The following is a 26,944-nucleotide window of genomic DNA, read 5'->3' as shown; positions in this document are numbered from 1 at the left end:
TCAGATCACGCCTGGGCTACCTGCATGGCCGGGCGCTTACCCAGTTCTTTCAGCAGTTTGGCGTGACCCATCAGGGCGCCGCTAAAAGTAGGCTCTGCCTTATAGGGCAAATCAAATTCTTCGGCGGTCTGCTTCACAATGCTCGAAATCTTGCGATAGTGCACGTGGCAAACGTTGGGGAAAAGGTGATGTTCTACCTGAAAATTCAAACCACCCACATACCACGAGAACCAGCGGCTCTTGTTGGCAAAGTTGGTGGTGGTGTGGAGCTGATGGATGGCCCACGAATTTTCCATTTTGCCTTCCGCGTCAGGAAGCGGATACTCGGATCCGTCGATGACGTGTGCGGGTTGAAAAATCACGGCGAGTATAAATCCGGCTACATAGTGCATGGAGAAGAAACCGATGAACCACTGGCCAAACGTGATGTCGAGCACCAGCATGGGCAGCACCAGGATGTAGCCCACATAGATAAGTTTTGTGGCAATGAGAATGGCCCACTCGGCCGCGAGGTTGGCTTTTTGTTTTTTCACCATGCCGTCTTTTTGATAGCGGATCAGGCGTGCGAAATCTTTGTGAATCACCCACACGAACGTCATCAGGCCGTAGAAGAACCACGCATAGAGATGTTGAAATTTGTGGATGGCTTTCCAGTTGCCGTGGGGCGACATGCGCAGGATGCCGCGGGGGCTGATGTCTTCATCCACGTCGTGAATGTTGGTGTAGGTATGGTGAAGTACGTTGTGTTGCACTTTCCAGTTGAATGCGCCAGCGCCCATCACGTTGAGCGAGTAGCCTATCAGGTTGTTCACCCAGCTCTTGTTGGAGTAGGCCCCGTGGTTGGCGTCGTGCATCACCGAAAGACCGATGCCGGCAACGCCTGTGCCCATGACCAACGTCAGCAGCCACATGGCCCACCCTTGTGTCACGGTTTGTGTCATCAGCAGGATGTAGGGCGCGAAGAAGAGAACATACATGAACACCGTCTTGAATTTCATTTCGGCGTTTGCATAGCGACTGATGTTGTTGCTTTTGAAATAGTCGTTGACACGATGATTCAACGTCGAGAAAAAGTCGGCTCGGTTAGCTGAAAATCGGATGCTGGTTGCAGGTCTCATGCGCAGTATTGATCTTTTTGTTGTTGAAGTTTTTTATTGGTGGAGGTTAGGAAATAATTGACCCTAAAAGTAGCGAGAATATGATGATAAACGACTGTTAGGATGTTACATTAAGTTCTTGTGAAATGTTTTGCCATAGACACCGTCTGTGATGCCTCGATACAACGGTAAAACTACAATGGAAATTGTGCCACTTTGCTACAGTAACGGTCCACTTCTTACATCCGTGAGAAAGGCTGGTGTGGTGTTTATTTGAGTTCGGCCAGCACGGTGCGTCCACCCTTGGTCACCTCGCCGATCTTCACGTTCACCTTGGCGTCGAGCGGCAGGAAGATGTCGACTCGTGAGCCGAATTTTATGAAACCAAATTCTTCGCCTTGCTGCAACTGTTGATTTTCTTTTACATACCACTTGATGCGGCGGGCCAGTGCACCGGCAATCTGACGGAACAAAACCTCCACACCGTCTTTGGTCTTCACCACTACCGTGGTGCGTTCGTTTTCTGTGCTGGATTTAGGATGCCAGGCCACCAGGTATTTGCCGGGATGATATTTGAAAAAGCTGATCACACCACCCAGCGGCATGCGATTAACGTGCACGTTGATGGGCGACATGAAAATAGAAATCTGTTTGCGTCGGCCTTTCAGGTATTCGGTTTCTTCAGTTTCTTCGATCACCACCACCTTGCCGTCGGCCGGGGCCAGAACCTGGTTGTCATTTTTTTGAACTGTGAAAATGGGAACGCGAAAAAACTGAAGGATGATGAGATAGAACACCACGCTCACAACGATCACCGAATTTTGAACCAGGGTGTTTCCGGGGAGGAAACGCGCCACGGCCCAGTTGAGGGCAAAGAGAACCAATAATAAAACAAAAAGAAGCGTACGGCCTTCGCGGTGTATCGTCATGGGTCTGATGTGTTTAATTTTTCAGATAAAAAAAGAGCAAGCTTTTTCAAAAAAGCCTGCTCGCAAAGTTACGGGTAAATTGGATAAATGCCCAGCACGCGGTTTAGTATCCGCCGCGGAACTTATAGGTTTTCGACACTTTGTCGATGGCCACCATGTAGGCCGCGATGCGCAGGGGCACTTTGTATTCCTGTGCCGTCTTATACACGTTGGTGAAGGCATCTTTCATGATCCGGTCCGAGCGGCGGTTCACGCGGTCGGCCGTCCACTTGTAGCCCAGGCGGTTCTGAACCCACTCAAAATACGAAACCGTCACACCCCCGGCGTTGGCCAGGATGTCGGGCACCACCACAATGCCTTTTTCATTGATGATGTTGTCGGCACGCGACGACGTGGGGCCGTTGGCACCTTCCACGATGAGCTTGGCTTTGATGTTGGGCGCGTTGGAGCTGGTGATTACATCTTCGGTTGCCGCCGGCACCAGCAGGTCCACGGGCAGGGTGAGGAGGTCGGTGTTGCTTATTTTTTCGGCACCTTCAAAACCGTCGAGCGATCCCTTCTTGGAGTCGCGGTATTCGATGGCCTTGGCGATGTCGATTCCTTTTTCGTTGTAGTAGGCACCCGACAAATCGCTGACCGACTGCACCAGCAGGCCGCGTTCGTGCAGGAGGCGTGCTGCCCACGAGCCCACGTTTCCAAAACCCTGCACAGCGCAGGTGGCTTTGTAGGGATTGATTTTCATTTTCTCCATCGCCGCCATGGCCGAAACCATCACACCACGTCCGGTTGCTTCGGTGCGGCCCAGCGATCCGCCCATCACCAGCGGCTTGCCCGTCACCACAGCGTGTGTGGTCATGCCCTGGATGCGCGAATACTGGTCCATGAGCCAGGCCATTTCGCGGGGACCGGTGCCCATGTCGGGGGCGGGAATATCTTTGTCGGGGCCAAACACGCTGGCCATGGCCTGGGTGTAGGCGCGCATGAGGCGCTCAATTTCTCCCGACGACATCTCGCGCGGGTTGCAGGTCACACCTCCTTTGGCACCGCCATAGGGGATGTCTACGACGGCGCACTTCCACGTCATCCATGCCGCCAGGGCCTTCACTTCATCGAGGTTCACGGCGGGGTCGAACCGGATGCCGCCTTTGGATGGACCAAGAATGGTGGAGTGGATCACGCGATAGCCTTCAAACACCTTAATGGTACCGTCGTCCATTGTCACCGGCAGGGAAACGATGACCTGGCGGGCGGGATTTTTCAATACGTTATAGATTTCTTCTTCGAGGCCCAGGAGTTGTGAAGCCACCTGGAAGCGTGACATCATCGCTTCAAAAGGATTCTCTTTGTCTTTCAGCGGTGCCGGTTCAATGTATGCCATAATGAATGGGGTGAACGTTTAGAATGCAGAAGTTAGGATAATTTTTAGTGAGGCCTTTCCTCATTTCGTTGATTTATGAACGGGGGAATCAAAAATCCTTCTCGAAAACGGTTGCAAAGTTAATTAAATTCATTTCACACCGATCTTTTAGCCTGGAAAAAGGCTCGCGGTTGGAAGCATCGACTTATAAGATTTTGCGTAATGATGACAGGCTGAATTTTCTTTTGCAATACATCGAAAATGTCAAACGAAATTCGGTTGAGGAGCATGCCGGATCATGGATAATTTTGACAGGTCCGAGCTGATTTTTTTTGGGGAGGATAGATGTAGTACCCGATTCGCCATCCCCGCCAAGGGAAGAACCAAGGTCTTTGTTTTTAGTATTCGCTTCAGGCGTGCGAGATCTCCAGGAAGGCAACAATGAAGGGAGCCGAAATGAGCAGACCATCGAAGCGGTCGAGGAAGCCGCCGTGGCCGGGAATGGCCGTGCCGGAGTCTTTGATTTCGATGCTGCGTTTCAGAAGCGACTCCACCAGGTCTCCAAAGGTTCCGCCCACAATGATGATGACACCCACAATCATCCACTGGGTTAACGTGAGTGTTTCGAAATAGCGCGACACGCCATAGGCAAAGATGAGGGCGAGCAGGGCGCCGCCAAAAAATCCTTCCCACGATTTTTTGGGCGAGATGCGTTCGAAAAGTTTTCGCTTGCCAAAAAATGTTCCTGCGAAGTAGGCACCGGTGTCGCTGGCCCACAAAATGAAAAGACAGCCAAAGATGATCTGGTAGTTGTAGGTTCCGTTTTCGAATGCCGCCACGTTGAGCAACGCAAACGGTACGGCTACATAAAATATTCCCAGAAACGTGAAGGCAATGTTGGTGAACGGCTTGCGCTCGAATTTTTTATAGAGCTTGATCATGTAGACACACGACACGATCGGGAAAATGAGAAAATAGAAACGATACGACACATCGCCTTTTTCAATAAAGAACGAAAGCAGAAAAATGGCTACGCCGCAAAACGTGCCAAATGTCTTTTGAGGCACGAGGCCATCCAGTCCGGCCAGCTTGTAGAACTCCAGCAGTGAGAACAGGCAGATGATGAAGAACACAGCGCAATAGGTCCATTCGTTCAGACACACTGCCGTGATGATGCCGGCCGAACCGAGCACGCCTGCGATGATGCGTTGAGTGAGGTTGTTGTATTTCGAAAGCGAGTTGGTCACGGTTGAGGTAAAGCTAAAGTTGGCAAATGTGCAAATTACAAACGTTAAACTAAAGGGTCCTGATGGGGTAAGACGGAAGACCCTGAAAAATCTTTTACGTTTGGCGGGTTTTGCCGGTAATGGTTCCAGATGAAATACGACAGGCCCGCAGTGGCCACTACGCCCACCAGCACAAGCGGCCAGGGCGCGGCGGTGTTGTCTTCCATGTTCAGTTCCGTTAACTTTTGCTGGCTCATATAAATGCCCACCACGCCCATGGCATTGTTCACGAAGTGGGCGAAGATGGGCACCCACAGGTTGTCGGACCAATAGTATACATATCCAAACAACGCGCCCAGCAAGAGACGTGGAAAAAATCCAAAGAACTGAATGTGAATGGCGCTGAAGATGAACGCAGACGTCCAGATGGCCAGGTGAATATTTTGTGAGCTGCGCCACAGTTCGCGTTGAATCATGCCGCGAAACACCAGCTCCTCGCCCACGCCGGGCAGCACCGCGATGACCAACAATGCCAGCATCACGTCCGACAGCGAACTGAAATGCGTTAGCGATTCCGTGATTTTTGCCGCCATGTCTTCTTTCTCGCGGGCCCACGTTTCGAAGGCTTTCATCGACTCGGGAAAATGCATGACGCTGTTCCATTCCGAAATGGGAGATATGGCCACAAGAAAGGCGACGCCAAGAAAAACAACGGCCAGCAGAATTTGTCCGAGTTTAGGTTGGTCAGGAAAAAATGGTGAAAGCGATTTGTGTTCCAGAAAACGGATGTGCATCACCGGAAAAACAACGAGACCCACAAACGCCGCAATGCCCTGCACCACCATGCCCGCCAGGAAGAAACCGGGGTTGTCGGAACCGGTTTGCAGGTCGTTCAGCAAGTTGCCGTCGTAAATCTGCGAACCCACGGCAAAGCCGAGCAGCGGACCCACCACCACAAACCCGATAAAAACCGTGATCAGGATGAGCACAAACGATAGAAAAGGTGAGCGGTCTGAAACTAGATTACGGTGGTCTGACATTGACAAATTCCTCATTATCTTTGCGCCAAAGATGGTAAAAATAGGTCAAATAGAGTTGGGCGAATTTCCTCTGTTGCTGGCGCCCATGGAGGATGTGAGCGACCCGCCGTTTCGTGCCGTGTGCAAGGAAGGTGGGGCCGACCTGATGTATACCGAGTTCATTTCCAGCGAAGGCCTCATCCGCGATGCGGCCAAAAGCCGGCAAAAACTCGACATCTTTGAATACGAGCGCCCCATCGGCATCCAGCTGTTTGGCGGCGACATCGGCAACATGGTGGGCTCGGCCGAGATTGCCACGGCCGCCAACCCCGACCTCATCGACATCAACTACGGTTGCCCCGTGAAAGCCGTGGCCTGCCGCGGCGCCGGCGCCGCGTTGCTGCAAGACATCCCCAAGATGGTGTCTATGACGGCCGAAATAGTGAAATGCACGCACCTGCCCGTGACTGTGAAAACACGCCTGGGCTGGGACGATAAAACCAAAAACATTGTGGAGGTGGCCGAGCGTTTGCAAGACATCGGCATCAAGGCCCTCACCGTGCACGGCCGCACCCGCGTGCAGATGTATAAAGGCGAAGCCGACTGGACACTCATTGCCGCCATCAAAAACAATCCCCGCATGAACATCCCCATCTTCGGCAACGGCGATGTGGACACCCCGGAGAAAGCGCTGGAATACCGGAACCGCTATGGGGTGGACGGCATCATGATTGGTCGCGCCGCCATTGGCTATCCGTGGATATTCAACGAGATAAAACACTATTTCCGCCACGGCGAAAAGCTGCAGGCACCCGACATGGCCGAACGCGTGCGCGCCACAAAAAAACACCTCGAGTTTTCGGTGCGGTGGAAGGGCGACCGGCTGGGCATCTTCGAAATGCGCCGTCACTATTCCAGTTACTTTAAAGGTGTTCCCGATTTCAAACCTTTTCGCACGCGACTCGTGGAAGTAGAAACAGAAACGGAAATCATGGCCATCCTCGACGAAGTGACCGAATACTATTCGTCACTGACCCTGGCATAAAAAAGACCAACCACGGTTTTGCGTTTGTGAACCCGAATTTTTTTGCGTCGGGATGTTGTTTTTGTATTCATTTGTTTCCCAACACCTTCTTATGAATAGTAATCCACGCACAAAAGCTTTTATTCTATTAGGATTGCTTGCGCTCATCTGGGGCACGTCTTTCATTCTCATCAAACAAGGCCTCAAAGCGTTCGATGCCGACGAGGTGGGTGCTTTGCGTGTAGCCTTTGCGTCATTGTTTCTCCTTCCGGTGGGTCTAACGCACCTGAAAGAATTGAAGCGCGACGACTATGAGAAGTTGTTTGCGTCGGGCATGATGGGAATTTTTATTCCGTCGTTTCTTTTCGCGCTCGCGCAAACGCGCATGCCCAGTTCCATGGCCAGCGTGCTCAACACCCTCACGCCCATTTTCACAATGTTGATCGGAGCCATTCTTTTCCGGCAGCAATTCAAGCTGCTCACCATTGTGGGCATCATCCTCGGGTTTGCGGGGACGGTGCTGCTGAGCTTGTCGCGTTCGGGAGCAACCATCACCGGCTTCAATGCCTTTGCGTTGCTGATTGTGCTGGCCTGTTTTTTCTATGGATCAAACCTCAACCTCATCAAATTCAAAATTCTCGACGTGCGTTCCATCACCATCACAAGCGTGTCGCTCATGATGATCGGGCCCCTGGCGTTTATCTATCTACTGGGGTTCACCGACGTGGTGCACAAGCTGACCACGGTTGACGGTGCGTGGAGGTCGTTTGGATTTATTGCTGTGTTGGGTTTGATGAGCACCGCGGTGGCCACGATCTTGTTCAATCAGTTGGTAAAGATCAGCACGCCCATGTTTGCCAGTTCCGTTACCTACCTCATTCCCATTGTGGGGGTGATGTGGGGCATGTTTGACGGCGAACAACTTCAGGGCGGACATTTTATTGGCATGGCCGCCATTGTGGGTGGTGTGTATCTGGCCAACCGGAAAAAATAAAGTAGATTCCTGCGAGAAGTATTATTGATTTTACGTTAGCGACAACGCTTCCGTGGAAGGCTTGCTCAAGGGTTGGTCTTCTTCAATGGAAGGAGTGTCGAGATTTGATTCCTGTCGGGGCGGATCTGGAGCGTGTGATGGGCGATGGGTTTCGAGGCAGTACACCACTGCGCTTCACAAATCTGAAACAACGCTTAAACCACCAATTCAAAATATGAAAACCGTATTCGACAAACCCACGCGCGACGAACTGATTCGCCGCATCGATTCGCTTTCGGAAAACGACACGGCGCAATGGGGCAAGATGAGTGTTTATCAGATGGCGAAACATTGCGCGTTGTGGGAAGAAATGGTGATGGGCACACTGCCGATCAAACGCGCATTTATTGGCTACCTGTTTGGAAGGCTTGCATTGAAGCAATCTCTGAAAGACGACAAACCTATGGGCCACAATGCGCCCACCAGCCCAAAGCTCCTGGTGAAGGAACGACATGGCGACCTGGCAGCCGAGAAAAAGAAATGGAAAACGTTGTTGGAAGAAAACGCACAATCGCCGGCGCGCAACTTCGTGCACCCATTTTTCGGAACGATAACCACGGAACAACTCGGCTATCATGCCTTCAAGCACATCGATCATCATCTTCGGCAATTCAATCGATAGGAGGGAAAATCAATCCACTCACCTGTGAGACCGGAAGGTTAACGCCGCTCGGATGGAATACATCGCGAATTAATGTTTACTTCATCCGACCGGTTTTTTTTCGATCGGAATTTTTTCGTATTTGAATGTAGGAGCCCTTCACACTGATGTTATGCATCGGTGTGAACGGGCTTTTTTGTTTCTATTCATAAACCAAAATCCTACACGTTATGAAAATTCAACAAAAAATTCTTCCCTTCCTTTTTCTGATCGCTTGTGTATTTTCCTGTAGAGACGCAGGAGACAATGTTGTGCCACCGTCGGAACTTCCCGATGAGAACATGGTGTCGATTGACGAAGCCATAGCCTTTGCATCCGTGCAAACACCCAACGTGATAAGCGGAAACGGGCGCACGGCGCGGCAAAAAATCAAACGTGCGGAAACGTTGAAACGCGGAGGCACATTGCCTGCGGCGTATGTGGTGAACTATGAAGGCGGCGGCTTTGTAATTCTCTCGGCCGACAACCGACTGTCGCCGGTGCTGGCACACTCGGATGCGTCGACGTTCCGAACGGACACGCTCATGCCGGAAGGATTGAAAGAATGGCTCGATGGCATCGGCAACACCGTGCGTCAACTTCGCAGCGCGCATGTAAAACAGGACCCGGCAGTGAAGCGACTGTGGAAGTCGTATACTGAAACGCCCAAGCGAACGCGTTCAAAAAACGGTCGCATTGTCTACGGCCAGGTGGGCGATTGCAACAATGGTGACACGCAATTTTATCAAACCGTGAGTGTAGATCCGCTTGTACTTTCCACATGGGACCAAACAGCAGGCTACAACAACCTGCTGGCCAACTGGGGATGTGGCGGAACCGGCAACGGGCGTGTGCTCACCGGGTGTGTGGCCACGGCCATGGCACAGGTGATGCGCTATTGGCAATTTCCCACAACCTATACCTGGGGCGCGATGCCACTCGGGAGCGGAAGCGCGGAAACCTCGCGGTTGATGCGCGATCTGGGACTGCCTGCCAATTTGAACATGAGCTATTCGTGCACAGCATCGGGTGCCTTTGGCACAGCTATTCCGGGCACGTTCGCCAACTTTGGTTATCCGACACCAAACTATGCGAGCTATAACTACAATACGGTGAGATTCGATCTGGCCAATGATCGCCCTGTGGTGATGGGAGGCTCCGGTCCAAGCGGCGGACATTGCTGGGTGGTAGACGGTTTCTCCGAACAACATTACTACACCTGCGGACCCGACCCCAACACACCCGGCGAGTGGATTTCAACGTATGTGGGTGTATCAAAAGCCATTCATGTGAACTGGGGATGGTCGGGCGTATTCAATGGATATTTTGGTACGTCCAATTTCAATCCGGGAAGCATGTCTTTTAATACCAACGACATCATGGTCACCAACATTCATCCATAGCAGCCACAACACAGATTGTTTGCACATCAGATATGAAAGGTCGCTCCACGAACGGGGCGACTTTTTTAATGCTGGGGATTTTGCGTTATTGATGTTCACTAAAACCCACTCTTCTTGAATTCATTTCAGGAGTTTTTATCTACTGCAGCAAGCTACATCTGGTGGCCGGTGCTGTTTCTCATTCTCGGTGGAGGATTGTTCTTCCTGTTTTATTCGGGGTTTATTCAATACAGATATTTTTTTCACGCGGTGCGCATTCTGGCCGGCAAAGACGAAGATAAAAACGCGCCGGGGCAGATCAGTGCCTACAAGGCGTTGTCAACCGCGCTCGCGTCAACGGTAGGGATGGGTAATTTGTCAGGAGTGGCTGCGGCCATTGCGTTGGGCGGACCGGGTGCTTTGTTCTGGATGTGGATGACGTCGCTGGTGGGGATGTCGACAAATTTTTTCACGAGCACACTGGCCAGCCTCTATCGTGGCAAAGATTCGACCGGCGAAGTGCAGGGTGGGCCCATGTATGTGATTCGCGAAGGCCTCGGAAAAAAGTGGAAGCCTATGGCGACCCTGTTCTGTGTGTGCTGCATGATTGGCGCGTTGCCCATCTTTTCGGCCAACCAGCTCACGCAGGCTCTGGTCGACATCGGGTTGCCACTTGCCGGTGTGCACGAAACGTTTGTGGCGATTGGCGGCGTGACACTTAGTGTGCAGAAGCTTGTCATTGGCATCGTGGTTGCCGTGCTGGTGTCGGTGGTCATTATAGGCGGCATCCAGCGCATTGGCACATGGGCGGGAAGCATGGTACCGTTGATGATTGTGTTGCATTTTATTTCTGTCGTGGTCATTCTGGTGGTGCATGCCGATGTGGTGCCCTACTATTTCAAACTTATTTTCACCGATGCCTTTGCAGCCGAACATTTTCACGGGAATCCTTTTCTCGGGGGCGTGTTGGGTGGGCTCATCATGCTGGGTGTTCGCCGCGCCACGTTTTCGAATGAAGCGGGCATTGGCACGGCGCCCATGGCCATGGGCGCATCGAAGAGCACCGCGCCCGTGCGCGAAGGTTTGCTGTCGATGCTGAGTCCCGTCATCGACACCATCATCTCGTGCTCGCTGACGGCCATGGCCATACTCACCACGGGCGTGTGGAAGACCACAGGGGCATCGGGCATCACGCTCACGTCGATGGCCTATCGCGAAGCCATGCCCTATGGTGGCGAGGTGGTGTTGCTTGTTTGTGCTTCGGTGTTTGCTATCAGCGCGCTCTTCTCCTATAGCTATTACGGCCGAAAGGCATTGGCCTTTATGATAGGTGAAAACAAAAGCCAGTGGTACGACTACTTCTATATCTTCACCATTGTGGTTGGCGCCGTGGTGTCGCTCGACATTGTGTTGAACATGATCGACATTGCATTTGCGCTCATGGCCGTGCCCACCATGCTTTCGGCATTTGCGTTGGCACCGGCGGTGAAGAAGGAAGCTGCAAAATATTTTGGTGCACTGCACGGGAAAAAATAAAAGCGGCTCGCGATGTTTAACAACGCGAGCCGCTTCTTCTGGTAAGAACGCTTACTTCAATGTCAGCGTCACCACAACCGGCAGGTGGTCGGAGGGATAATATTTCCCGTCGTTGTCGTCAATGGCTTTGTAGCCCGATGGCGTCCACGGTTTGGTGTAGAAAATGTAGTCGATGGGGTTGCACTTCATGGCGCCTACTTTGAATCCGCAGAATGTTCCGGGAGCTTCTTTTGGTGCCGTGTCGAGCAGGCTGATGTCTGTTGGGTCGGCCATCACGGCAAAGGGAGGTTCTTCGCGTGTGCAGTTGAAATCGCCGGTGAGAATCACGGGCAGATTTTTCCGCAAGGCCGCAGCTTTCTTTTTCAGCAGCGCGGCGCTGTTTTTTCTGGCCTCTTTGCCGATGTGATCGAAGTGTGTGTTGATCACCAGGAATTCTTTCTTTGTCTTCTTGTCTTTCAGAATGGCCCAGCTGGCCACACGCGTGATGGCGGCATCCCAGCTTTTGCTGCCGGCCACGTCGGGTGTTTCCGAAAGCCAGAAGGTGTTGTGATCAATCACCTCGAACTTGTCTTTCTTATAGAGCAAAGCCGAATATTCGCCTTTTGTTTTTCCATCGTCGCGACCCACGCCCACATAGCCATAGGCCGGAACATTTTCAACGATACCCATCAGCTGATGATGAATGGCCTCTTGCACACCCAGCACGTCGGGGTCGTATTTTTTTATGAGGTCATACACCTTGTGCGCGCGCTTGGGCCATTGATTCACGCTGTCGACCGGTGTGTCGAGCCGGATGTTGTAGGTCATCACCTTAACCGACTGTGCAAAGGTTGTTGCCATAATAAGCCATGCGAAAAGGGTGAAGTGAATTTTCATGGTGGTTGAGTTAGCCAATCGTTTCGTTTCTATTGAACTGTTAACGTGAAGAGGTGTTGCTGATGAGTGGTCCATAATAAATGGCATTCATCAACATCTTGTTCGAACCCAGCCAGAACGCTCGGAAACACAGGTTGTCGGTGAAGCCCACCACACGTCCTTGTCCATAGGCCGTGACACCCGCCACGGCGCTTTCTTTCACCTTGCCATAGTTCTGTTTCGAAATGTAGCCGCTGATCAGCGGGGAGGCCGTGAACACTACGGGATTGCCATATGCATTTTTCGCTTTCTCCATAAAAAGATTGTTCGACTTGAAAATCGGGATGCGGGCATTGGTGTAGCCATAGAGCAACGGATGCGTGAGGTCTACCGTGGCTTCGAAGATGGCGCCGCTGGTTTCCTGCGCGCCGGTATATTCATCGATGTCGCCATACGGACGCGGTTTGATGACGGCATCTTTTTTCTCGTCTTCTTTTTTCATATCAAACCGGCCAAGACCGATGTTGGTGAGCCAGGTCACAGAATTTTCCAGGCCAATGATCACGCCACCGGCTTGTGTCCACGCTTTCAGTTTTTCTTTTGTCGCTTCGCTGAGCGCAGGTGTTGAAACGGTTGGAGGCAGGATGAGAGTGTTGTATTTATTCAGGTTTGTCCGGTCAAACACATTCACAGGAATGAGCGACACGGGAATTTGAAAACGCGTGTCTAGCATGTGCCACACTTCGCCGACATCGGTGGGCGATATGCCATCGCCTACCAGCATGCCGATGACGGGCTTCTTCAAGGGGAGAAACGAACCGCTGCCCAGGCTCACACCTTTATAGTCGAGGCCGGTGTTGAAGGCATACACATCGATGCCGTCTTTCGAGACAATTTCGTTCACGATAAACTCAATCTGGTCGGCATTCTTTTCCTGGCTGCCCACTTCCAGCAACAACGCGCCACGGTCGAACTTGCGGCCGTCGGTGCTATAGAACGGATCGCTGGCAACTTTCAAACGCAGGCCATGGCTGAGGATGCGATAGATGGCGCGCGGTGCATAATAGCCATACGACTCAAACACATATGCATATTCACTCTTGCCGCCCACGCGTTTTCCCTCGGGCATTTTTGGTGTGGTAAGTTTTTCGCCAAAGGCCGGTGTGGCTTTCAGCTCTTCATAGTCAAGACCAAATGCCAGGGGCAAGGTCCAGCTGGAGATGTCGTAGAACAAACTGTCTTTGAACGTGGAGCGTTTTTCGAACATGCCTTTGATGAGCTTATACTGTGCCTGGTTCATGGGCACCACATAGCTTGACGCGGCCACATATGTTTTTCCATTCACCGTTTGATTGGAACCGACTTTGTAGATATCTACATTTTGTCGTGCAATGATTTCGGCGAGATAGAATGCGCGCACCGGATCTTTCGAAGATCCGAAGAGGTAGGCTTTCACCGGATCTTTTGCAGCTTCGGCAACGGCATCTTTAAAAAATTGGCGCTGATAGTTCAGCAAGTCTTCGCGCAAGGTGTTCACGGCCTTCAACGAACTGAGGGCCGTTGTAAATTGATTGCGCACCGTGAAGGGAAACGTGAGCACACCGTTGATGCTTTCCTGTGAGTGGCCGCGCGAGCTGGCCTGTTCAAACAAAATGCCGATCGATCCCTGCACATCGGGAAACGTGGAGCCTTTGCCATAATAGAAATCGTCGTAGCCTTCTTGTGTATAATAGAACGAGCCGATCTCATCGAGCGCTTTTGCGTGAAACTCGCCGATGCGTTTGGTCAGCTCCAGATTTTTTTCGGGTGTGAGCGGGTGCATGCGTGAGGGCACGCCGGGTTGAAAAAAGAATGTGGCGTTGGTGCCCATCTCATGGTGGTCCGTGAGCACGTTGGGTTTCCATTTCTGAAAACTTTTCACGCGCGCCTGCGACTCGGGATGTTGGGCCACAAGCCAGTCGCGATTCAGATCGAACCAATAGTGGTTGAAGCGGCCGCCGGGCCAGGCTTCGTTGTGTTCGGTGTCGTTGGGGTCGGTGCTGATGACCTGGCTCTTGCGCGAGTTCACCCAGCTGCTGAAGCGCTGCATGCCGTCGGGGTTGTAGCTGGGGTCAAACAAAATGATGGTGTTGTCCAGATACGATTCGATGTCTTTGCCTTTGGCCGCAGCAAAATGATAGGCGGCGAGCAATCCGGCATTCACGCCGCTGGCCTCGTTGCCATGGATGCTGAAGCCGATGTAGAACACGGCCGGCATGTTCTTGGTGTCGAGCGACGACGATTTTGCGGGGTCGGCCAGCTGAACGTGCTGGCTTCGGATGGCCTCCAGGTTCTGATGATTTTTGGGCGAGGTGATGGTGAGCAGCAACAGCGGGCGGCCTTCGTAGGTATGGCCCGTCACTTCCAGTGTCACGCGGTCTGACGCTTTGTCGAGCGCATACATATAATTGACAAGCCGGTCGTGGGTCACGTGCCATTCGCCCACCTCGTGGCCGATGATGGATTTGGGTGTGGGGATGGCCGGGTCGTAGGTTACGCCCTCCGGAAGGTAGTAGGAGAGGTCGGGTTGACCACTCGTATAAATTGCAATCGATGTAAGAAAAAAGGTAAGAAGAAAAGATCTCAGCATGTTTCCGTTCGGTTTAGGAGTCGATAATGGGCAAATAAAATATTCTTTATCAAACAATTAGGACAATTTTTATGAGTGGCACCTGAATCATTGTTACCTTATTGTAAACAATTTGTGGAAAGAATTAAAAGTGCTTTAAAGGTTAAGTGTTACCATTCGGGTATTTTTGTTCCGCTCTAACTAAATCTAATCTAAATCAAACGTATGAGAAAAACTTTACTGTTAATGGCCTTGCTGCTGGTCTCGCTTGGAGCCTGGTCGCAGGTAACGACGTCTTCCATGTCGGGGATTGTCACGGATGCCAATGGCGAGGCGCTACCCGGTGCCACGGTCATTGCCGTTCACACGCCTTCGGGAACTTCGTATGGAACAACGACCCTGGCCGATGGCCGCTACACACTGCCCGGCATGCGCGTGGGTGGACCTTATTCTGTTAAATACACTTTTGTAGGATACAAAGAACAGAGCGTCGATAACATTTACCTTAGCCTGGGTGTGGCTGCCGACGTGAGCGTGAAGCTGGTAGACGAAAGCACACAACTTGAAGAAGTGGTGGTGTCTGCCGGACGCAACGACATCTTCAGCTCCGATCGCACGGGTGCTGCAGCATCGTTCACACGAGAAAATCTGAACAGCCTCCCCACCATTGGTCGTAGCGTGAACGACATCGTGAAATACAATGCGTATGGCAACGGCCGCTCTTTTGCCGGTCAGGACAGTCGCTTCAACAACTTCACCATCGACGGTTCGGTATTCAACAACGGTTTTGGTTTGGGTAGCTCCGCGCAAGCCGGTGGCCGCACAGGAACTTCAGCTGTTTCGTTGGATGCCCTTGACGAAGTGCAATTGAACGTTGCACCGTTCGACGTGCGTCAATCAGGTTTTGCCGGTGCCGGCATCAACGCCGTGACCCGCTCGGGCACAAACGACGTGTCGGGTTCGGTGTATTATCTCTTCCGCAACAGCAAGAACAACATGACCGGCAAGAAAGCCGACGGCAACGATCTTCCTCCCGTGAGCTTGAAAGAAAGCACCGTGGGTTTCCGTGTGGGCGGTCCCATCATCAAAAACAAATTGTTCTTCTTTGCCAACATGGAGCAATTCAAAAGCTCACAACCTGCGTTGGATTGGGTAACGGACGGACCGGGCGCCACGGGTAACAAATCGCGTGTGACCACCGCCGACATGAACGACCTCAAAGCCTTTATGCTGGAAAAATTCGGTCGCGACCTCGGAGCCATCGACAACTTCAACAACGAGATCAAGAGCACCAAAGGACTGTTGCGTCTGGACTACAACATCGACAATCACAACAAAGTGTCGGTTCGCTATTCGCATCACGACTCCGAGTCGGACGCGATCATCAGCAACAGCAATAGCAGCAACACGGCCGGAAACGGAAACCGCACAAACATTGCCAACGCCATCTCGGCACAGAACACGGGCTATGTTATTAAAGACAACACCCGTTCCATCGCCGCGGAGTGGAACTCGACGTTTGCCAGCAAATTTGCCAACAACCTGATCGCTACGTTCAACAAACAAATTGAAGACAGACGCTACAAGGCCGACATGTTCCCCACCATCGACATTTTGGGTGCGGGCGGAAGCACGTATACTTCAGTTGGTTTCGATCCGTTCACACCCAGCAACAAGCTGAACTATTCAACGCTCAACATCACCGACAACCTCACTTACTTTGCCGGCAAGCACACGCTCACGGCCGGTATTGCATATGAGTACTACAAGTCGAACAACGTGTTCTTCCCTTCGTCGAACGGTGTGTATGTGTATAACTCCATCGCCGATTTCAAAACGGCTGTGAACGATGCCTTGTCGCCCAACCCAAGCGCCGTTTCGCCGGTGACCGTGGCACGCTATAATCTCCGCTATTCGTTGTTGCCTGGTGGCGCCGAGCCTCTGCAGGTGTTGAAGGTTTCTACCTACAGCTTCTATGTGCAAGACGAATGGCAAGCCACACCCAAACTGAAAATCACAGCGGGTGTACGCGGCGATCTGTTCAAGTATGACAACGCCACCGCGACTGACTTTAACAACCCCGTAGTGGAAGCGTTGACGTTTAAAGACGAAAATGGTGCTGACTATAAAGTAAGCACCGGTGCATTCCCGAAAGCCCGCGTGTTGCTGTCGCCTCGCATCGGCTTCAACTATGACGTGACTGGCGAGAAGACGACACAGATTCGTGGAGGTACCGGCATTTTCGTGTCGCGTATTCCCCAGGTATTGGTGTCGAACCAGTTGGGTAACAACGGTGTGAACACTGCCGTGTTGAACGTTACAGCAACAACAGCATATCCGTTCAGAGTTGACCCTAAAGAGTTTATTCCCACCACTACCACCGACATCACGAAACTTCCTCCTTACGTTGTTAATGCAACGGACCCTAATCTGAAGTATCCCATGGTGTGGAAGAGCAACATCGCCGTAGATCAAAAACTCCCCTGGGGTTTGATTGGAACGGCCGAAGTGATCTACAACAAAACCATCCAAGGTCTTCGCTACATCGACGCCAACCTGAAAGGTCCGGACCGCACCTTCCCGGGTGCCGACGGTCGTCCACGTTTCCCCGCATCGGGCGTGACGGGCGCAGGTGTTAACGCAGCGCGCTACTACAACACTGCCGTGACCAACGTGTTTGTGTTGAAAAATACAAAAGAAGGCTACTCCTATACCATCACCGGTAAACTTGAAAAACCTGCAGCCAAAGGATTTGGCGGAATGTTGGCCTACACCTATGGTCAGGCAAAAGACATGCAGTCGGTGAGCAGCACCGTGGAAGCAAACACCGCCACCGTGTTGGGTCAGAACTATCTGGGTGCTGCCTATGCCAACAACGATCTGCGTCATCGCATCGTGGGCTTTGCAAACTACCGCATCAACTACGGCGAAAAGTTTGGTGGATCAACCATGGTGTCGTTGGGTATGGTGTCGTATAGCGGCGGAAACTCGTCGACTGGTAACCCTGGAAAGATTTCGTATACCTACGGCAGCGAGTTGAACGGCGACGGTCAAACAACCAACGACTTGATCTATGTGCCCAACAGAGGTACAGACTTCGCGTTCGCACCGTTCTCTACAACCTTCACCGACATCGCCGGCAACAAGATCACCAAAAATTTCACGGAAGCCGAGCAGCAAGCTGCCTATGATTCTTACATCGAAGGCAACAGCTATCTGAAAACCCGTCGTGGACAGTATGCCGAAAGAAACGGCGGCGTGTATCCCTGGTTGACCCGCTTCGACTTCACATTGGTTCAGGACTTCTACATCAAGGTCGGAGAGAAAGAAAAGAAGAACACGCTTCAACTTCGTTTGGACATCCTGAACGTAGCCAACCTGTTGAACAACAAATGGGGATTGGGCTATGCCACAACCAACGCCAACCCGATCTCGATCGATCACCTGAACGCCGACGGAACTCCAGTATACAAACTGGCAACCCAGGCCATCAAAGTGAACGGCGACAACGACGTTGTTCTCATCAAAGATTCGTTCATCAAGAGCGCAACGCTTGACAACGTATGGCAGGCACAGGTGGGCATCCGCTACATCTTTAACTAATACACTATTCACAATAACAAACAGAAGCACCTCGACAACGGGGTGCTTCTTTTTTTTTAACGGTATGAAACGCAACCTGCTCTTGTTCATGCTCACGCTGTTTAGCCTTCACGCCATGGCCCAATGGAAAACCGACACCCGGAAACTCTGGATCTGCGGCCATCGCGGCGGATTCTATGACGCGTTTGCAGAAAACTCGTTGCCCCTTTTCAAACACACCGAAAGCCAAAGCAAGCTCAAACCCGTGGTGCTGGAACTTGACATCCGCAAGAGCGAAAGCGGCAAACTCTATATACTTCACGACGAAACGGTGGACCGCACCACCACGGGCACCGGCAAGATCGCAGCGCTCACGGATACATACCTGGCTTCGCTGTTTTTGAAAGACGCAAAAGGCAACATCACCAACCAACGTCTGCTCACCTTCGACGATTTTTTGACATATGCCGCGCAGGCAAACATCGTCATGATGCTCGACATAAAGACCGATGTGTGGGTCGAAGCCATCGCCGCTGTGAGCAAAGCATCGTTGCTCGACAAAACCATTGTGCTCACGTTCAAGATTGAAAACACAAAGAAAGTTTACGACGCGTCACAACAGGTTCTTATCTCGTGTTTGGTGCGCGACGAAAAAGATTGGCTGGCCATTGAAGCACTTTCCATTCCAACAAAAAATCTGGTGGCCTACACAACTGACACAACACCGGCGGCTTTGGTAACAAAACTTCGTGCATTGCACGTGCCCAACATGAAAGACGTTAGCGAATTCACAAAACACAAAGGCGCCCTTTTGACACCGGATTTTTACCGGAACTATGTAGAAAAAAGTTACATCGATATTTTAATAACGGACTATCCGATTGAGGTTTCCAGCGTGTTTTAGGGCTTTTCGGGATTCTACCTTACGTTCGTGTCGCCAGAGTTCAGTGAGCCCGCTTTTAATATCCGGCAGAATGTAGTAAGTTCAAGGTCCTATGGTTGGGGCCCGTCGGTTTTTTCTGTCTGCTTTGCTTCTCTTTGCAGTCTGTTCTTCATGTCATGAACAACAGAAGCGCGACTTTTTTTCCGGCCCTGAAGTAAACATCGATCTCGATGCCATTCGCAAACGCGGCTACATCAACGCGCTTGTCGACAACAACTCCATCAGCTATTTTATTTACAAAGGTCATCCCATGGGCTATGAGTATGAATTGCTGCAGTTGCTGGCAAAACATCTCAACGTAACGCTAAAAATAAAAGTAACATCCGGTGTGGAGCCCGCCATTCAACAGTTGAACAAAGGCGAAGGCGACATCATTGCGTTTCCACTCACCATCAACAAGGCGCGGCGCAAGCAGGTAACCTTCACACGACCACATTTCAATACCTATCAGGTGCTGGTGCAACGCAAGCCCAGCAATTGGAAACGACTCATGCTGAATCAGCTTGAAGAAAACATGATACGCAACCCGGCCGACCTCATCGGAAAAGAAGTACATGTGATCAAAGGCACCAGCTATGAGATTCGCCTCAAAAATTTGTCGGAAGAACTGGGTGGCGACATCATCATTAAAGAAGACACCATCACCGCCGAAAGCGAATCGCTGATTCGAAAAGTGGCGTTGGGAGAAATTGACTACACCGTGGCCGATCACACCATGGCACGCGTCAACTCGGCCTACTATCCAAACCTCGATGTGAACACCGTGCTGAGTGTGCCACAACAAATTGCGTGGGCGGTGCGCTCCAACTCTCCCGAACTGGTGAAAGAAATAGACACGTGGCTCGGAAAAATCAAGGCCGATGCAACCTTCATGGTAATCTACAATCGCTATTTCAAAAGCCCGCGCACGTCGCTGGTGCGGATGAACAGCGACTACTCTTCGTTTGGGGGCAACAAGCTTTCGCCCTATGATGAAATGATTAAGGTGGGTGCGGAGAGCCTGGGTTGGGATTGGCGCCTGCTGGCGTCGGTGGTCTATCAGGAATCGAAATTCACGTTGCACAGCGAATCGTGGGCGGGGGCAAAAGGACTGATGCAGCTTATGCCGGCCACAGCGAAACGTTTTGGCGCAAAAGATCTGAGTGACCCGCAGCAAAGCATTCACGCCGGTGTGAACTACCTGAAATATCTCGACAAGTATTGGATGAAAAGCGTGTCTGACCCCGCCGAACGATTAAAGTTTGTGCTGGCTTCCTACAACGCCGGTCTCGCGCACATCATCGATGCGCGGAAGCTTTGCCGGAAATACAAGAAGGATCCCAACGTATGGGATGAGAACGTTGAATATTTCCTGCTAAAAAAATCGGAACCGAAATATTATCGCGACCCGGTGACCAATGCTGGCTACTGTAAATGTGAAGAGCCGGTGAACTACGTGAAAGATGTGCTCGATCGTTTTGAACAATACAAATACCACATCAAGCTTCCTGCATTCGACGAACAAGCTGTTGAAAATCTAAAGACTGCCAGGTAGTGGCCAGGTGGGGCAACTTCATCACATCGTCCATTATTCTTTTTTGTTTTCGACCCAACGCCTGCGCTTCCGAATAGCGAATGGTGTCGTGAAAGGTGACCATGGAGTATTGGGGAATCCATTGTTCGGGATAGAGCTCGTGTAGCCTGGCTTCAATTTTTTTACGAAGCAGAAAATCGGCGTCAGCCACCAGGTCGCGCATCTCGATGAAGTTATCCAGCGCGAGCTGCGCAATGGCGTCGGTGTCTTGCTTGCGTTGCGATTGAAACATGGGCAGCACAACATCCCAATCGTCGTGATGTGTGTCGAGCAGTTCGTTCAGCACGCGACAGTCTTCGAAGCCCGCGTTCATGCCTTGTCCGTAGAACGGCACAACGGCGTGTGCGGCATCGCCAATCACCAGCGTTTTGTTCTTCACCCAGGGATAACACTTCATGGTGACCAGCGACGAGGTGGGATTGGTTTGATAGTCGTGCAACAGGTCGGGCATCAACGCCACTGCATCGGGAAATGTGTTTTTAAAAAAGGCAACGATGTCTTCGTTTGTCTTTAGCGAAGCGAACGACGTTGCGCCTTCAAACGGAAAGAACAACGTGCACGTGAAACTTCCGTCGGGATTGGGCAGCGCGATCATCATGAAACTTTCGCGCGGCCAGATGTGCAATGCATTTTTCTCCAGCAGAAAACTTCCGTTCGGCCCGGCGGGAATGTGCAGTTCCTTGTAGCCGTGATCGATATAGTCTTGTGAATAATCAACACGGTCGGTGAACTGCAACGCCGCGCGCACCGCCGAGAAAGCGCCGTCGGCTCCGATGATTGCATCGAAAGCCAATTTTTTTTCACCGCCGTTCTGCTGCAACGTCAGCGTTGTTTTTTGCAGATCGACGTGTGCCACACGCTGGTTGAAATGAAAATTCACGCCTTGCGCTTCGGCGCCGTTTATCAACACAACATTGAGGCCGCTTCGCGAGATGGAGTTGATGAACTGTCCTTGCTTGCCATAGGGTAGGGAGGAAATTTGTCCCTGCACACTGTGCATCACACGCCCGTGCATTGGAATAGCCACGCGTCTCAACGCATCGCCAAGACCCACTTCGTCGAGTGCGCGAATGCCGCGTGTGCTCAACGCCAGGTTGATGGAACGTCCGGCTTGCAATGTTTCGGCGCGCAGGTCGGGGCGGCGCTCAAACACGTCAACACGATAGCCGCGTTTGGCCAGATATAAGGCCAGCAACGATCCCACGGGGCCGGCACCGGCAATGGCAATGTGTTTGTCCGTTTTCACTTCAGTGCTTTCTTGAACAAAAGACCTAACTGATATACATCGTCAAAGGAATTGTAGAGCGGTGCAGGGGCCAGGCGAATCACGTTTGGCTCGCGCCAGTCCACAATGGCACCGGCTTTGGTGAGCGCATTAAAAATCTTTTTCCCATCGCGCAGCATCAACAACGAAAGTTGCGCGCCGCGTGCTTCGATAGCCGACGGTGTGATGATGGTGAAATATTTTCCGTCGGGGTCTATATCCTTCAACAAAAATTCAAGGTAGCTGGTCAGCAAGATGCTCTTCACGCGCACGGCTTTCATGCCGGCTTCATTAAAAATTTCGAGTGAAACCAACAGGGCCGCACTTTGCAGAATCGGAATGTTGGAGAGCTGCCATCCGTCGATGCCTTCCATGGGCTTGAACCCTTTGCGCATCTGGAATCTTTCTTTCTCCACATGCCCCCACCATCCGGCAAACCGGGGACCGTCAAACGATTTTGCATGACGTTCGTGAACAAACGCGCCGGCAATGGCGCCGGGACCGGCGTTGAGATATTTGTAGCTGCACCACACGGCAAAGTCAACATCGTGTTTGTGCAGCGACAGCGGAACGTTGCCCACGGCATGCGCCAGGTCGAAGCCCACGGTGGCGCCGACTTTTTTTGCAGCCTTGGTGATGCCGGCGATGTCAAAGAACTGACCGGTATAATATTGCACGCCGCCAAAAATGACGAGCGCCAGTTCCTGCCCGTGTGTTTCGATGGCGCTGAGGATATCTTCTGTGCGCAGCGCAAACTCGCCGGCGCGCGGCGACAACTCTATGAGTGCATCGTTTGGATCAAGTCCATGAAATTTCAACTGCGACTCGAAGGCATATTGGTCAGAAGAGAAGGCGCCACTTTCGGTCAGAATTTTATAGCGCTGGGGTGTAGGCTTGAAAAACGACACCAGCATCAAATGAAGATTCACCGTGAGCTGGTTCATGGCCACCACTTCGCCCGGCTTCGCGCCCACCACAGCGGCAAGATATTTTTTGGTGAGCTTGTGATGATACATCCACGGCCGACGGGAGTGCACATGGCCTTCCACGCCAAGCTGTGCCCAATCGTCAAGCTCTTCGGTAACAAAGCGTTTGGTTGATTTGGGTTGAAGGCCCAGCGAGTTGCCGGTGAAATAGAGCGACGGTTTGCCCTTCACAGGTGGAATATGAAATTTGCTGCGAAACGATTTCAGCGAATCCTGACGATCAAGAGACTTTGCGAATTGATGCGAGTTTTCAAAGGCCATGCGTTCTTTCATTTCAACTTACACAAAACGAGCATCGGCTTCCATCACGGTGCCACACTTTTTGCAGGTGCGCAAATCTATAGAACCATAGAAGTCGCGGAAGCGGGGAAGAAAATCTTTTTCGATGTTGTCGAGATGAAAACGGTATTCGTGCAAAAGATTGTTGCAGTTTTCGCAGTACCATTGCAGGCCGTCGAGTGTGTTGGGGTCTTCGCGTTTCACTTCGATCACCAACCCGATAGAACCCGCGGGACGCACCGGCTGATGGGGCACGCGCGCCGGCAGCAAAAACATGTCGCCGGCCTTGATAGACAGGGGCACGGCTTTGCCATCTTCCTGGATGGTCACCGTGATGTCGCCCTCCAGTTGATAGAACAACTCTTCGGTTTCGTTGAAGTGAAAATCTTTACGTGCGTTGGGGCCGCCCACAATCATGACGATGTAGTCGCCGGCATCGGCATACAGATTTTTGTTTCCGACGGGCGGCTTCAACAAGTCGCGGTTGGTATCGATCCATGCTTTGAGGTTGAAAGGTCTGCGAACAGCCATAGCTCCGGGGTTGGTTAGGTGAAGAACAAGGTGCTGAAAAAAACAGTTTTCAGACCTGCCCTTTATTCATTAAAATTACTAAGAAATTTCGTGCGAGCGACAACACACTATGAATCTGGATTTAAAAGGTAAAAGCGCCGTGGTATGCGGCAGCACCCAAGGCATCGGCAAAGCATCGGCCATCGAGCTGGCGTTGCTGGGGGCCGGCATCACGCTGGTGGCACGCAACGAAGAAGCGTTGAAATCTACAGTAAGTCAATTGTCAACAGCCAGTGGGCAGCAACACGGCTATATCGTTGCCGATTTTTCGAAGCCCGATGAACTCAAAACAAAAGTGGAAGCCTTTGCTTCAAAAAATACCGTACACATTTTAGTGAACAACACCGGCGGTCCTCCGGCAGGCGATGCCCTGCTGGCCGAAACCGATGATTTCACAAAGGCATTCTCAAGTCACTTGCTTTGCAACCACATCCTGGTCAAGGCATTTGCGCCGGGCATGAAAGCGGCGGGCTATGGACGAATCATCAACATCATATCCACGTCGGTTAAAATTCCCATCCGTGGGTTGGGCGTTTCCAACACCGTTCGCGGCGCGGTAGCCAACTGGTCCAAAACCCTGTCGGTCGAACTCGCACCCTTCGGCATCACCGTCAACAACGTGCTTCCCGGCGCGTCCATGACCGCGCGGCTGGAGTCGATCATAAAGGCACGCGCCGAAAAAACCGGCAAGACCTACGACGAGGCAAAAAAGGAAATGGCCGCCGAAGTTCCTGCAGGGAGAATCTCCGAACCAAACGAAATTGCCAACGCCGTAGCCTTCCTGGCAACCCCTGCGGCCAGCTACATCAACGGCATCAACGTGCCCGTGGATGGTGGCAGAACCGGAAGCCTTTAAACAACATCATGGAAAAAATTCTCAACTATATCAACGGCGAACTCGTGGCGCCCGCTCGCGGCAACTTTCTCGACAACTACAATCCCGCCGAAGGAAAAGTATATAGCCTCATTCCCGACTCTGACGAAGCCGATGTAGCAAAAGCCGCAGCGGCAGCAAAGAATGCTTTCGCACAATGGTCGGTTCGCCCGGCGCAGGAGCGTTCGGCCATTTTGCTGAAGCTGGCCGACCTCATCGACCGCGACCTTGAGGCGCTGGCACTTGCCGAAAGCATCGACAATGGCAAACCCGTGAGCCTTGCACGTCGCCTCGACATTCCCCGCGCGTCGGCCAACATCCGTTTTTTTGCTACCGCCATTCTTCACAGCGCAACCGAAACCCACAGCACCGATGCAGAAGCCATCAACTACACCGTGCATTCGCCCATTGGTGTGGCCGGCTGTATATCGCCCTGGAACCTTCCGCTCTATTTGTTCACGTGGAAAATTGCACCCGCCCTCGCGGCGGGATGCACCGTGGTGGGCAAACCTTCGGAGCTTACGCCGATGACAGCCTTCCTGTTTTCAAAGTTGTGTATAGCCGCCGGGTTGCCTGCCGGCGTGTTGAACATTGTGCATGGTCTTGGCGCAAAAGCAGGACAAGCCATCATCGAGCATCCCGATGTGGCCGTCATCTCCTTCACCGGCGGCACGGTGACGGGACGAAAAATTGCCGAGACCGCCGCGCCGTTGTTCAAAAAACTTTCACTTGAATTGGGTGGAAAAAATCCCAACATCGTTTTTGCAGACTGCGATTTCGAAAAGGCCGTGAGCACGTCGCTGCAATCGTCGTTTTCGAACCAGGGAGAAATTTGTTTGTGTGGCTCACGAATTTTAGTGGAGCGATCTCTCTATGAAAAATTTGTCGACGAATTTGTGAAGCGCACCAAAGCGTTGACTGTTGGCGATCCGCTGGAAGACAAAACTGTGTTAGGCGCGCTGGTTTCGGAGGGTCACAAACAGAAGGTGCTCTCCTACATCGCGCTCGCCCAACATGAAGGCGGCAAGATTCTCGCCGGCGGTCGCGAAGTGAAACTGAGCGGGCGTTGTGCCGGGGGCTACTTTGTGGAACCCACGGTGATTGTGGGGCTCGATCAGCAATGCCGCACCAACCAGGAAGAAATTTTTGGCCCCGTGGTCACCATCATGTCCTTCGACACCGAAGAAGAAGCCATCGCCTATGCCAACGCCACACCCTATGGTTTGTCGGCTACCCTCTGGACCGAAAACCTGAAACGTGCCCACCGTGTTTCAGCCGCCGTGAAGAGCGGCATCCTGTGGGTGAACTGCTGGCTCTTTCGCGACCTGCGAACACCGTTTGGCGGCATGAAACAATCGGGCATGGGCCGCGAAGGCGGATGGGACGCCCTCAAATTTTTTGTGGAAGTGAAAAACGTTTGCATCAAACTGTGACGACACGAAAATGGTGCACCACCCTTGCACACCCCTTCACATTCTTTTATGTTTGAATCCCGATGAACTTCTTCGACATCCAAAATATTTTTTTTACCGTGCTGGGCTACCCGCTGAGCTATCTCGAATTCTTTGGCGTGGTGTCGGGATTGGTGGCCGTGTGGCTGTCGGCAAAAGCCAACCTATTGAGCTGGCCCGTGGGCATTGTGAACGTGGCCCTGTCGTTTTTTCTGTATTACCAGGTGCAGCTCTATCCCGACATGTTTTTGCAGGTGTTCTTTTTTGTGACCAACATTTTGGGATGGTGGCGATGGGCCAATCCCAAACCGGGTGAAGAAGATCGTAAACGTGAGCTGCAGGTGAGCTTTCTGGGCCGCAAGCAATTTGTGGTGTTGTGTGTGGTGGGTGTGTTGGGCACCGCGGCCCTGGGCACTATGGCCGCACGACTTCACGAATGGTTTCCCCTGGTGTTCGCGTTGCCCAGTGCGTTTCCGTATGTCGATTCGTTCATCCTCGTGATGAGCATCGTCACCACCTTCTTCATGATTCAGAAAAAAGTGGAAAGCTGGATCGTGTGGATCATTGTCGACATCATTGCCACGTATTTGTATTTTGTGAAAGACATCATGTTTTATAGCCTCATGTATTTTGTGTTCACCGCCCTGGCCGGCTTTGGCTTGTGGAACTGGATGCGCGAATACAAATTGCTGGCCGCTGCAAAAACAACCACATAG

General features: G+C 52.0%; 21 protein-coding genes. 11 read left to right on the top strand and 10 right to left on the bottom strand.

The window, feature by feature from the left end; translation table 11 throughout:
* Positions 1 to 5: 5 nt before the first annotated feature.
* The 5 genes from JI741_RS19360 to JI741_RS19340 form a co-directional block, all read right to left on the bottom strand.
* Positions 6 to 1,118: a fatty acid desaturase family protein gene (locus JI741_RS19360; RefSeq protein WP_202012724.1), complete on the bottom strand. Its 1,113-nt coding sequence runs from the start codon at positions 1,116 to 1,118 to the stop codon at positions 6 to 8.
* A 248-nt stretch (positions 1,119 to 1,366) separates the two neighbouring features.
* Entirely contained in the window at positions 1,367 to 2,026 is a 660-nt protein-coding gene (locus tag JI741_RS19355) for a phosphatidylserine decarboxylase family protein (RefSeq protein WP_202012722.1), read from the bottom strand.
* A 103-nt stretch (positions 2,027 to 2,129) separates the two neighbouring features.
* Complete coding sequence (locus JI741_RS19350) at positions 2,130 to 3,404, bottom strand: Glu/Leu/Phe/Val family dehydrogenase (RefSeq protein WP_202012720.1); 1,275 nt, start codon at positions 3,402 to 3,404, stop codon at positions 2,130 to 2,132.
* A 389-nt stretch (positions 3,405 to 3,793) separates the two neighbouring features.
* Complete coding sequence (locus JI741_RS19345) at positions 3,794 to 4,630, bottom strand: phosphatidate cytidylyltransferase (protein WP_202012718.1); 837 nt, start codon at positions 4,628 to 4,630, stop codon at positions 3,794 to 3,796.
* Positions 4,631 to 4,674: 44 nt separating this feature from the next.
* On the bottom strand, positions 4,675 to 5,649 hold the full coding sequence (locus JI741_RS19340; protein ID WP_202012716.1) for a CPBP family intramembrane glutamic endopeptidase: 975 nt from the start codon (positions 5,647 to 5,649) through the stop codon (positions 4,675 to 4,677).
* Positions 5,650 to 5,680: 31 nt separating this feature from the next.
* Between JI741_RS19340 and dusB the strand changes: the two genes are divergently transcribed.
* The 5 genes from dusB to JI741_RS19315 all read left to right on the top strand — a co-directional run bounded on the left by dusB (position 5,681) and on the right by JI741_RS19315 (position 11,243).
* Entirely contained in the window at positions 5,681 to 6,673 is a 993-nt protein-coding gene (gene dusB, locus JI741_RS19335; protein WP_202012714.1) for a tRNA dihydrouridine synthase DusB, read from the top strand.
* Positions 6,674 to 6,764: 91 nt separating this feature from the next.
* Positions 6,765 to 7,646 carry a DMT family transporter gene (locus tag JI741_RS19330; RefSeq protein WP_202012712.1) on the top strand — a complete coding sequence of 294 codons (882 nt, stop codon included), beginning with the start codon at positions 6,765 to 6,767 and terminating at the stop codon, positions 7,644 to 7,646.
* A 214-nt stretch (positions 7,647 to 7,860) separates the two neighbouring features.
* Positions 7,861 to 8,307: a DinB family protein gene (locus JI741_RS19325; protein WP_202012710.1), complete on the top strand. Its 447-nt coding sequence runs from the start codon at positions 7,861 to 7,863 to the stop codon at positions 8,305 to 8,307.
* 209 nt (positions 8,308 to 8,516) lie between these two features.
* Complete coding sequence (locus tag JI741_RS19320) at positions 8,517 to 9,728, top strand: C10 family peptidase (RefSeq protein ID WP_202012708.1); 1,212 nt, start codon at positions 8,517 to 8,519, stop codon at positions 9,726 to 9,728.
* Between the two features lie 114 nt (positions 9,729 to 9,842).
* Complete coding sequence (locus JI741_RS19315; protein ID WP_202012705.1) at positions 9,843 to 11,243, top strand: alanine/glycine:cation symporter family protein; 1,401 nt, start codon at positions 9,843 to 9,845, stop codon at positions 11,241 to 11,243.
* Positions 11,244 to 11,294: 51 nt separating this feature from the next.
* On the opposite strand, the gene JI741_RS19310 is transcribed toward JI741_RS19315, so the two are convergent.
* The gene (locus JI741_RS19310; protein ID WP_202012703.1) at positions 11,295 to 12,119 is read right to left on the bottom strand and encodes an endonuclease/exonuclease/phosphatase family protein; all 825 of its coding nucleotides are present in this window, start codon (positions 12,117 to 12,119) and stop codon (positions 11,295 to 11,297) included.
* Between the two features lie 40 nt (positions 12,120 to 12,159).
* Positions 12,160 to 14,727, bottom strand: coding sequence for a M14 family metallopeptidase (locus tag JI741_RS19305; protein ID WP_202012701.1), 2,568 nt, complete (start codon positions 14,725 to 14,727; stop codon positions 12,160 to 12,162).
* A gap of 204 nt (positions 14,728 to 14,931) precedes the next feature.
* On the opposite strand from JI741_RS19305, the gene JI741_RS19300 reads away from it, so the two are divergent.
* From JI741_RS19300 to JI741_RS19290, 3 genes are all read left to right on the top strand, one after another.
* Positions 14,932 to 18,309, top strand: a complete 3,378-nt coding sequence (locus JI741_RS19300; RefSeq protein WP_202012699.1) for a TonB-dependent receptor — start codon at positions 14,932 to 14,934, stop codon at positions 18,307 to 18,309.
* 64 nt (positions 18,310 to 18,373) lie between these two features.
* On the top strand, positions 18,374 to 19,192 hold the full coding sequence (locus tag JI741_RS19295) for a glycerophosphodiester phosphodiesterase family protein (RefSeq protein ID WP_202012697.1): 819 nt from the start codon (positions 18,374 to 18,376) through the stop codon (positions 19,190 to 19,192).
* A gap of 124 nt (positions 19,193 to 19,316) precedes the next feature.
* A complete protein-coding gene (locus tag JI741_RS19290; RefSeq protein ID WP_236676167.1) occupies positions 19,317 to 20,765 on the top strand; it encodes an MltF family protein in 1,449 nt (482 codons plus the stop codon).
* Here JI741_RS19290 and JI741_RS19285 read toward each other — a convergent pair.
* The 3 genes from JI741_RS19285 to JI741_RS19275 are packed head-to-tail and all read right to left on the bottom strand — an operon-like array spanning position 20,710 to position 23,864.
* Positions 20,710 to 22,050: an FAD-dependent oxidoreductase gene (locus JI741_RS19285; protein ID WP_202012693.1), complete on the bottom strand. Its 1,341-nt coding sequence runs from the start codon at positions 22,048 to 22,050 to the stop codon at positions 20,710 to 20,712. The two genes, JI741_RS19290 and JI741_RS19285, sit on opposite strands and share 56 nt — an antisense overlap.
* Complete coding sequence (gene kynU, locus JI741_RS19280; RefSeq protein WP_202012690.1) at positions 22,047 to 23,315, bottom strand: kynureninase; 1,269 nt, start codon at positions 23,313 to 23,315, stop codon at positions 22,047 to 22,049. The genes JI741_RS19285 and kynU overlap by 4 nt, the downstream gene beginning before the upstream one ends.
* A gap of 18 nt (positions 23,316 to 23,333) precedes the next feature.
* Positions 23,334 to 23,864, bottom strand: coding sequence for a 3-hydroxyanthranilate 3,4-dioxygenase (locus JI741_RS19275; RefSeq protein WP_202012688.1), 531 nt, complete (start codon positions 23,862 to 23,864; stop codon positions 23,334 to 23,336).
* A gap of 109 nt (positions 23,865 to 23,973) precedes the next feature.
* On the opposite strand from JI741_RS19275, the gene JI741_RS19270 reads away from it, so the two are divergent.
* From JI741_RS19270 to pnuC, 3 genes are all read left to right on the top strand, one after another.
* The gene (locus tag JI741_RS19270; protein WP_202012686.1) at positions 23,974 to 24,759 is read left to right on the top strand and encodes an SDR family oxidoreductase; all 786 of its coding nucleotides are present in this window, start codon (positions 23,974 to 23,976) and stop codon (positions 24,757 to 24,759) included.
* Positions 24,760 to 24,767: 8 nt separating this feature from the next.
* Positions 24,768 to 26,210: an aldehyde dehydrogenase gene (locus JI741_RS19265; protein WP_202012684.1), complete on the top strand. Its 1,443-nt coding sequence runs from the start codon at positions 24,768 to 24,770 to the stop codon at positions 26,208 to 26,210.
* A gap of 62 nt (positions 26,211 to 26,272) precedes the next feature.
* Positions 26,273 to 26,944: a nicotinamide riboside transporter PnuC gene (gene pnuC / locus JI741_RS19260; RefSeq protein ID WP_236676166.1), complete on the top strand. Its 672-nt coding sequence runs from the start codon at positions 26,273 to 26,275 to the stop codon at positions 26,942 to 26,944.

It is taken from the genome of Chryseolinea lacunae, from assembly GCF_016735595.1.
GTDB classification, from domain to species: Bacteria; Bacteroidota; Bacteroidia; order Cytophagales; family Cyclobacteriaceae; genus Chryseolinea; species Chryseolinea lacunae.
The sequence above is the reverse complement of the archived record's forward strand: the minus strand, read 5'-3'. Positions and strand labels throughout refer to the sequence as shown.